The sequence below is a fragment of the Pontibacter qinzhouensis genome (assembly GCF_008017455.1).
Classification (GTDB): Bacteria; Bacteroidota; Bacteroidia; order Cytophagales; family Hymenobacteraceae; genus Pontibacter; species Pontibacter qinzhouensis.
In genome coordinates this window covers 21,080-27,138 of the sequence record NZ_VRTY01000084.1, presented here as the reverse complement: position 1 = coordinate 27,138, position 6,059 = coordinate 21,080, and the positions used below count along the sequence as shown (strand labels likewise).

5 protein-coding genes are annotated in these 6,059 nt (G+C 48.0%); 3 read left to right on the top strand and 2 right to left on the bottom strand.

The window, feature by feature from the left end:
- Positions 1-652 precede the first annotated feature (652 nt).
- Positions 653-1,603, top strand: coding sequence for an EamA family transporter (locus tag FVR03_RS18305; RefSeq protein ID WP_147923220.1), 951 nt, complete (start codon positions 653-655; stop codon positions 1,601-1,603).
- A gap of 186 nt (positions 1,604-1,789) precedes the next feature.
- On the opposite strand, the gene FVR03_RS18300 is transcribed toward FVR03_RS18305, so the two are convergent.
- Both FVR03_RS18300 and FVR03_RS18295 read right to left on the bottom strand, forming a co-directional pair.
- Positions 1,790-2,143 carry a hypothetical protein gene (locus tag FVR03_RS18300; RefSeq protein ID WP_255474288.1) on the bottom strand — a complete coding sequence of 118 codons (354 nt, stop codon included), beginning with the start codon at positions 2,141-2,143 and terminating at the stop codon, positions 1,790-1,792.
- Positions 2,144-2,321: 178 nt separating this feature from the next.
- The gene (locus FVR03_RS18295) at positions 2,322-4,925 is read right to left on the bottom strand and encodes a DUF5686 and carboxypeptidase regulatory-like domain-containing protein (RefSeq protein ID WP_147923218.1); all 2,604 of its coding nucleotides are present in this window, start codon (positions 4,923-4,925) and stop codon (positions 2,322-2,324) included.
- Positions 4,926-5,171: 246 nt separating this feature from the next.
- On the opposite strand from FVR03_RS18295, the gene FVR03_RS18290 reads away from it, so the two are divergent.
- Both FVR03_RS18290 and FVR03_RS18285 read left to right on the top strand, forming a co-directional pair.
- Positions 5,172-5,651, top strand: a complete 480-nt coding sequence (locus FVR03_RS18290) for a regulatory protein RecX (RefSeq protein WP_147923217.1) — start codon at positions 5,172-5,174, stop codon at positions 5,649-5,651.
- 157 nt (positions 5,652-5,808) lie between these two features.
- Positions 5,809-6,051 carry a PLDc N-terminal domain-containing protein gene (locus FVR03_RS18285; RefSeq protein ID WP_147923216.1) on the top strand — a complete coding sequence of 81 codons (243 nt, stop codon included), beginning with the start codon at positions 5,809-5,811 and terminating at the stop codon, positions 6,049-6,051.
- Positions 6,052-6,059 lie beyond the last annotated feature (8 nt).

The following is a 6,059-nucleotide window of genomic DNA, read 5'->3' as shown; positions in this document are numbered from 1 at the left end:
TACGATAGCCTTCATAGAATGACTTCTTTAACAGCTATTTATACGACAAAACTTACTTGAATGCACTTAGTGTCTAACATCTAGTATCTAAAATCTCCAGAAAGCTTCGGAAGGGCGTTTTCATCTGAATAAATTACAGGTGATTAGAGGTTAAATTGATCAATGGTTAAGTTGAGGGTGCAGCGGCTGTTCTTCAACTTATAACTGATGTTACGCACATTTATCAGGCAGTCTCCTTTAAGTTGGTTCTAATACTCTTTGCAATAGTTTTCTTCGGTGCCCTTAACCCTGCATGTTCCATTGTTTTGCTCCGAGCGCTCACGGCCGCGGGCCCCGTTCTCGGGCATCGCGCTGCTGCAACTTTCCTGCCTTCGCTCGCGCTCAGGCTGCCTGCGGCACCGGAAACCTGCAAAGGCGCTCAACCCAAGAACTGGGAATTTGTGCTCTTAGTTGAGGCTAAAGCGGCAGCGACTGGTTGGAGTTGCCTTGGGAATAATATTTTTATACTGGTCGCATTAGTGCGTAACATCAGTTATAACTTAAACGAAATGTTAAAATCTTTACAGTAAAAAACCAGGTAACGCCAAATTATCTGCAAGCCGGACTAAGTTATTAGCGTTACAACTTGTAATTTTGTACTCTTTTTTAATTTATGAAAGCTCATTCCTCTAAATCATACTATGCAGCCGGCCTTACTGCCTTCATTATCTGGGGCTTTATTCCGATTCCTTTAAAGGAACTGGCGGCTTACTCAAGCGCTCAGATTCTGTTTTACCGCATTGCTTTTTCGGTGCTGATTCTGCTCTTCATTTCAGGGCTTTTCAGGCGGAAGGAGTTACTGGTTACGTGGCAGCAGGCAATGGCAGCTTCTGCCAAAGAAAAGCGCTCCTTCACCCTCTATACCTTGCTAGGCGGGCTTCTGCTTACGGTTAACTGGCTGGCTTTTATTTATGTGGTTAATCACATCAGCATTCAGGCGGGCTCGTTTTCTTACCTCCTGTGCCCTATTCTTACGGCAGTGCTGGGTTTTCTGCTCCTGAAAGAAAAGCTACTGCTAAACCAGTGGCTGGCTATCGGGTTGAGCGCCATAAGCTGCGCCATGATTGGCAACGGCGACTTAACAAGCCTGTTATTCAGCTTGCTGGTGGGGTTAACTTACGCGCTCTACCTCATCACGCAACGCATCCTGAAGGGATACGACAAAATCGTGCTGCTCACCTTGCAGCTCCTGCTGTCGTTTGCTCTTATCGCGCCGCTGTACCTCTATTTTTCTGATACAGCGGCTGTAGCCCTTTCGCCTGCTTTTTTTGGTGTGGTGGCTATTCTGAGTGCTGGCTTTACGGTGCTTCCGCTTTTTCTAAACCTATTCGCCCTTAAAGAACTTACCTCCGGCACGGTAGGCATTATGATGTACATTAACCCGGTTATTAATTTTTTAGTGGCTTTTATTTTCTACAATGAACAAACCACACCTACTAAAATAATGGCCTATTTGCTCATTTTTGTCTCGGTTATTATTTACAACCTGCACCTGAAGGGCCGGAAGAAACATGGCAATGGCTTAGTCATTCCTGCTGCCAGCGCTAATGCTGTAATAAAATAACTGATGCCAAGTAACAGGACTCAAGACTTTTCTTGATCCAAAATATTGAATATCAATTCTTTGCCCAAATAAAAAAAATTAAATGGCATGGTATAAATAATTTTGCCCCTATACTTACATCTAAAAACCCAAAAGGCCTTCCGCTGCTTCAGCGGAAGGCCTTTTGGGTTCTATAGGAAATTAGACCTATTGCCTGCTACCGTCTATACGGCGCTCAGGTGTTGTAACTGTTGGTTTCTGATTCGGATTTTGCTCTAGCTGCCGTTGCTTCTCAAACTCGATCTGAGCACGGGCTGCTGAGTCCTGGTTCGGGTTCATCTGGCCAAATCTGTTAGCCTGTTCTCCGGTTTTAGAAGTATCGCCAATTGGAGCCGGGCGCGGGTTGTTCAGGTTAGCCGCCGATGGGTTTCCTTCCACAATGGCTTCTGCAGTACCCGTGCTTGTATCCTTCTCTGTTATTGGTCTTTCCTGTCCACAGCTAAAACTTATTGCTGCCACAAAGGCTACCATCGCTCCTTTTTTTATTATATTCAGTATCATGTTCATGTCGTTAAAATTTATTCTTCTCTATTTTTAACGACAATAGCGCATTTTGGTTTGACTGCCTCTACTTGTTATTCGATGTTTGCTGACTTGTTAAATGGTTAACTGACTGTTATTTCATTACTCCCAGAGCTCCTCCTGCATAAGCCACAACTAAAAATTAGCAACAAGCAATCTAAAAACCCAACCCGATCATTAGACCAGTTCGGGCTTTGCTTCCTTCCTGAAAAGAAGTCACAAAATCGACGCGCACTACTTTAAAGATATGTTCTATGCCCAACCCGATCTCCACATAATTTCCGGAGGCAACGGTGTTCAGGTAATTTAAACTGACCACCTCCTGCCACTTCAGCTTGCGGAACAGCGGGATTTTGTTAAACAAAAATCCATCGAAATGATGCTCAAAGTGCCCCTCCAGGTACTTATTGGCGGTGCTGTAGCGGTAGTAATCGAGGAGTTGGAACCCGGTGTACACGCCTGCAAAGATGGTGCGGTTACCGTTAAAATGCTTAAAGTCCATGAGCTGCATGTTCTCTTTGCCCCAGAATGTACCGGCCGTAAAGCTGTAGTTGCTGGACCCGAACAGCCCCAGGCTCACGTAGTCGCTTACCCGGAAAGCGGCGGTCTGGTATTGCACATCGCCACCCAACGCTTTAAGGCCTGTGCGATAGCCAAAACTTAATCGCGGCCACTTAGAGCCCAGGTTTATCTTCTGGTTGGGACGCGAAATATAGCGCATGCCTGGCTTATAACTCACATTAAAAGCGGCAGTAAGCGCCTGGTGCGGCGTAAAGGCTGCATCGGCTCTTTCGGCGTTAATTGGCACATTAGAGGTAAAGCGACTGCTCCCGTCTTCGTTGGTGCTTTTCCTGAAACTGAAATCGGTGGTGTTCTGCAGCGGCATGCGGTGCGCGTAGTCCAGGGTCATGTTCAGGCGCAGCCCGTTCAGCAGCTCGGAGCCGTAGCTGAGAGCGGCGAAATCGCGCTGGTAGAGTTTCATGTAATTGCGCTGCGCCAGGAGCGTGTATAGTGTATTTACAAAAGGAGAAATAGCATTTACATTGTTGATATCCTGCACATAGCGGCCACCTTCCAGGCTGATGTTGCTGTAGCGCACCGGGTCGAACCTGTAACTCATCCGGAGCTTGGCATTCAGCTTTTCGTTAGAAAAACCATAGCGCACGGCCGGCTCTATTTCGTAGCGGCGGCGATCTTCCATCGTTCTGGTGTAGGCCATGCGCACATCCGCCACCAGCCCCTCCACCGTGTTAAACTGCAGGATGCTGGGCCCACCGGTTACGGCAACCAGCGGATCAAAATTATAGCTGATGCGCCGGTACGTGTTGGAGTAGGTATAGCCCCGCAAAAAAAGCTTTGCAAACGAAAACTCGTTGCGCACCCGGTCCAGCGAGTCCTGGTAAGGCTTCGACTCTTTTATGACCTGTAGGCTGTCTTTTACTTGGTAGTCCTGCTGCTCCTCCTGTGTAAGCGGTACCGGCCTCACGGTTGCCCAATATTCGGCATCGCGCTTGTTGGCATCCGGCTCCACAAACAGCACCTCTTTGCTAAAAAGCCCTTCTTCATGTATAGGTTGCTGCTCCTGCGGAGTGGCTACCTGCGGCTCTACCAGCACGACTTTTGGTTTCTGCTGGCGCCTGGCAGGTGGGGCATCGGCAAGAGGTGCTGCTTCCGGCTCGGGCGGCACCTCGGCCAGCACCGGCGGCTTGCTGTAAGCTGGCTGTACTTTGTAGTTTGAATAAACGCCGGTAGCATAGCCACTGCCTTTAAAGCCAAGTCCCGAGGCCTCAAACGTAAAGCGTTGCGATACCGGCATCCAGACGTGCTCCTGCACCGGCGCATACACCTGCCGCACCCGCAGGTAATCTATAAATTCGATGCCAGAGCTTTTAGACAGCCGCAGGTCGGTGCTGTGGATGCGCCAGGTGCCGTCTACAATATAGATGCTGCCTGCAAAGGCAGGATCGTTTTTGCGCCGTGGCGTTACCTTTATTTTGTTGATGGTGAGCCCGTTTTCTTCAAAGGCTCCCAGGTACTCGTACTGGTAGTAAAACAGGGCATTATTGGCCAGCGGCGACACAAAACCGCGCTCGTTCAGCCCTTCCACCTTCAGCAGGTTTTCGTAAAAGCTGATGTTCATTTCCGAAGCCTGGTTAAAGCTGAAGCCTTTTTTCTGGCCGCTGACCCTGCTGGAGATCATACGCTCGTTTATCTTGTTCGGCTTTTTAAAATGCAGCTCCGACACCGACTCCGATAGGTACACAATGCCTGTATCGATGTCTACCAGCTTTACGCCGAGAATTTTAGTGGGTACTTTCTCCATGCGGCCCATGGTTTTCATGTACACGCGGGCACTCCAGGCGTTTGTTTCGTTCAGGTGATATTTGCGCAACCTGATGGCATTGCGCATAATCGGGTAAGCCGGGTCTTCATCAGCAGCACGCACCACCACCTCGTTCAGGCTCAGTACTTCCGGCTCCAGCTGCACGTTCAGTAGTTGCTTTTCCTCAGTAAGGGTTACGGTTTGCCTGCTGGCTTTGTAGCCCACATACTTAAACTCGATGGTGTAGGTGCCGGGGCTAAGCTGCAACTGAAAATCGCCGTTTTCGTTGGTGCCGGTGCCGCTGGCGGTTTCGCGTATGTAAATGCTCGCGTAAGGCAGCCCTTGCCCGCTCTCGTCGGTTACGCGCCCGTGTACGATAGCAGCCATAGAAATAAACGGGAACCATAAAACAAAAATAACTAAGCAAAGCGTACGCATGCACTTCAGGTTTTGGGAACTAAGGCGAATAAGATACAGACCTACCGTAAATATCCTGCCAGAATTGATAAATCTCTACTCTTAAACCGGTCAATTTGTTTACTGCCCAGGCTATAGCCATTCACTTTTTGCTGCCACACTGCTTAGCTCTCCTGATTAAACTCGTATATATTGGCGTGTTTACACTTCAGAACTCTATTCTGGTGCAGCTTGTTTATATTTGAACGACCAAACACAACCTAAAATTTGGAAAACGAGAACAGAAAGAAAAGCTACACACCCAAACAGGCCCTTATTAAAGCGGCCGCTTATTGTGCCTACCAGGAACGCACTCAGCAGGAAGTCCGCACCAAACTCTACAGCTACGGCCTTACGCCTGATGAAGTGGAGGAACTGATCGTGCGCCTGAGCCAGGAAAAGCTGCTCGATGAGGAACGCTATGCGCAGGCTTTTGTACGGGGCAAGTACGGCCTCAAAAAGTGGGGCAGGCGTAAGATCATGCAAGGTCTAAAAGCAAAGGGCATCTCCGACTACTGCATAAAACAAGGGCTCAAAGAAATAGACCCGGAGCAGTACGAACAGAACATGCACCAGCTGCTGGAGAAGAAAGCCAGCACCGAAAAAGAAAAGAACCCCTTCCTGCGCCGCCAAAAGCTTGCGTACTTTCTTATGAGCAAAGGCTATGAAAACGACCTGGTAAACGATGCGCTGAAAGGGCTGGAGTAACTTTTATTAGTACAAACCTTGATGACACTTTTCGCCTTAGCATAACAAAACTGACCTGACCTGTTGCATACAAAAAAGGTGTTGTGCCTAAATAATCATGACTTTTTGCTTACCTTATGTCTTCTAGTATATTGAACATAATTAAACCCGGTATATCATGCTTTTAAACGCGTTTCTTTTTGTCGGCATAGGTGGGCCTGAGATCCTGCTCATCCTATTTTTTATGGGTATACCGGCTATCCTTTGGCTGTGGGCGCTGGTAGATCTGCTCAAAAGTGATTTTAAGAACCAGACTAATAAGCTGGTATGGACCCTTGTTATTATCTTTTTACCTGTTTTAGGAGCACTCTTGTACCTCTTAATCGGAAGAGGGCAAAAAGTGGCCGCAGTTATTCCTTAACCTTCTTA

What these genes read in the sequence shown, in the direction of transcription:
- FVR03_RS18285 (WP_147923216.1), top strand. Translation starts at nt 5,809, where the DNA reads ATGCTTTTAAACGCGTTTCTTTTTGTCGGCATAGGTGGGCCTGAGATC.
- FVR03_RS18295 (WP_147923218.1), bottom strand. Translation starts at nt 4,925, where the DNA reads ATGCGTACGCTTTGCTTAGTTATTTTTGTTTTATGGTTCCCGTTTATT.
- FVR03_RS18300 (WP_255474288.1), bottom strand. Translation starts at nt 2,143, where the DNA reads ATGATACTGAATATAATAAAAAAAGGAGCGATGGTAGCCTTTGTGGCA.
- FVR03_RS18305 (WP_147923220.1), top strand. Translation starts at nt 653, where the DNA reads ATGAAAGCTCATTCCTCTAAATCATACTATGCAGCCGGCCTTACTGCC.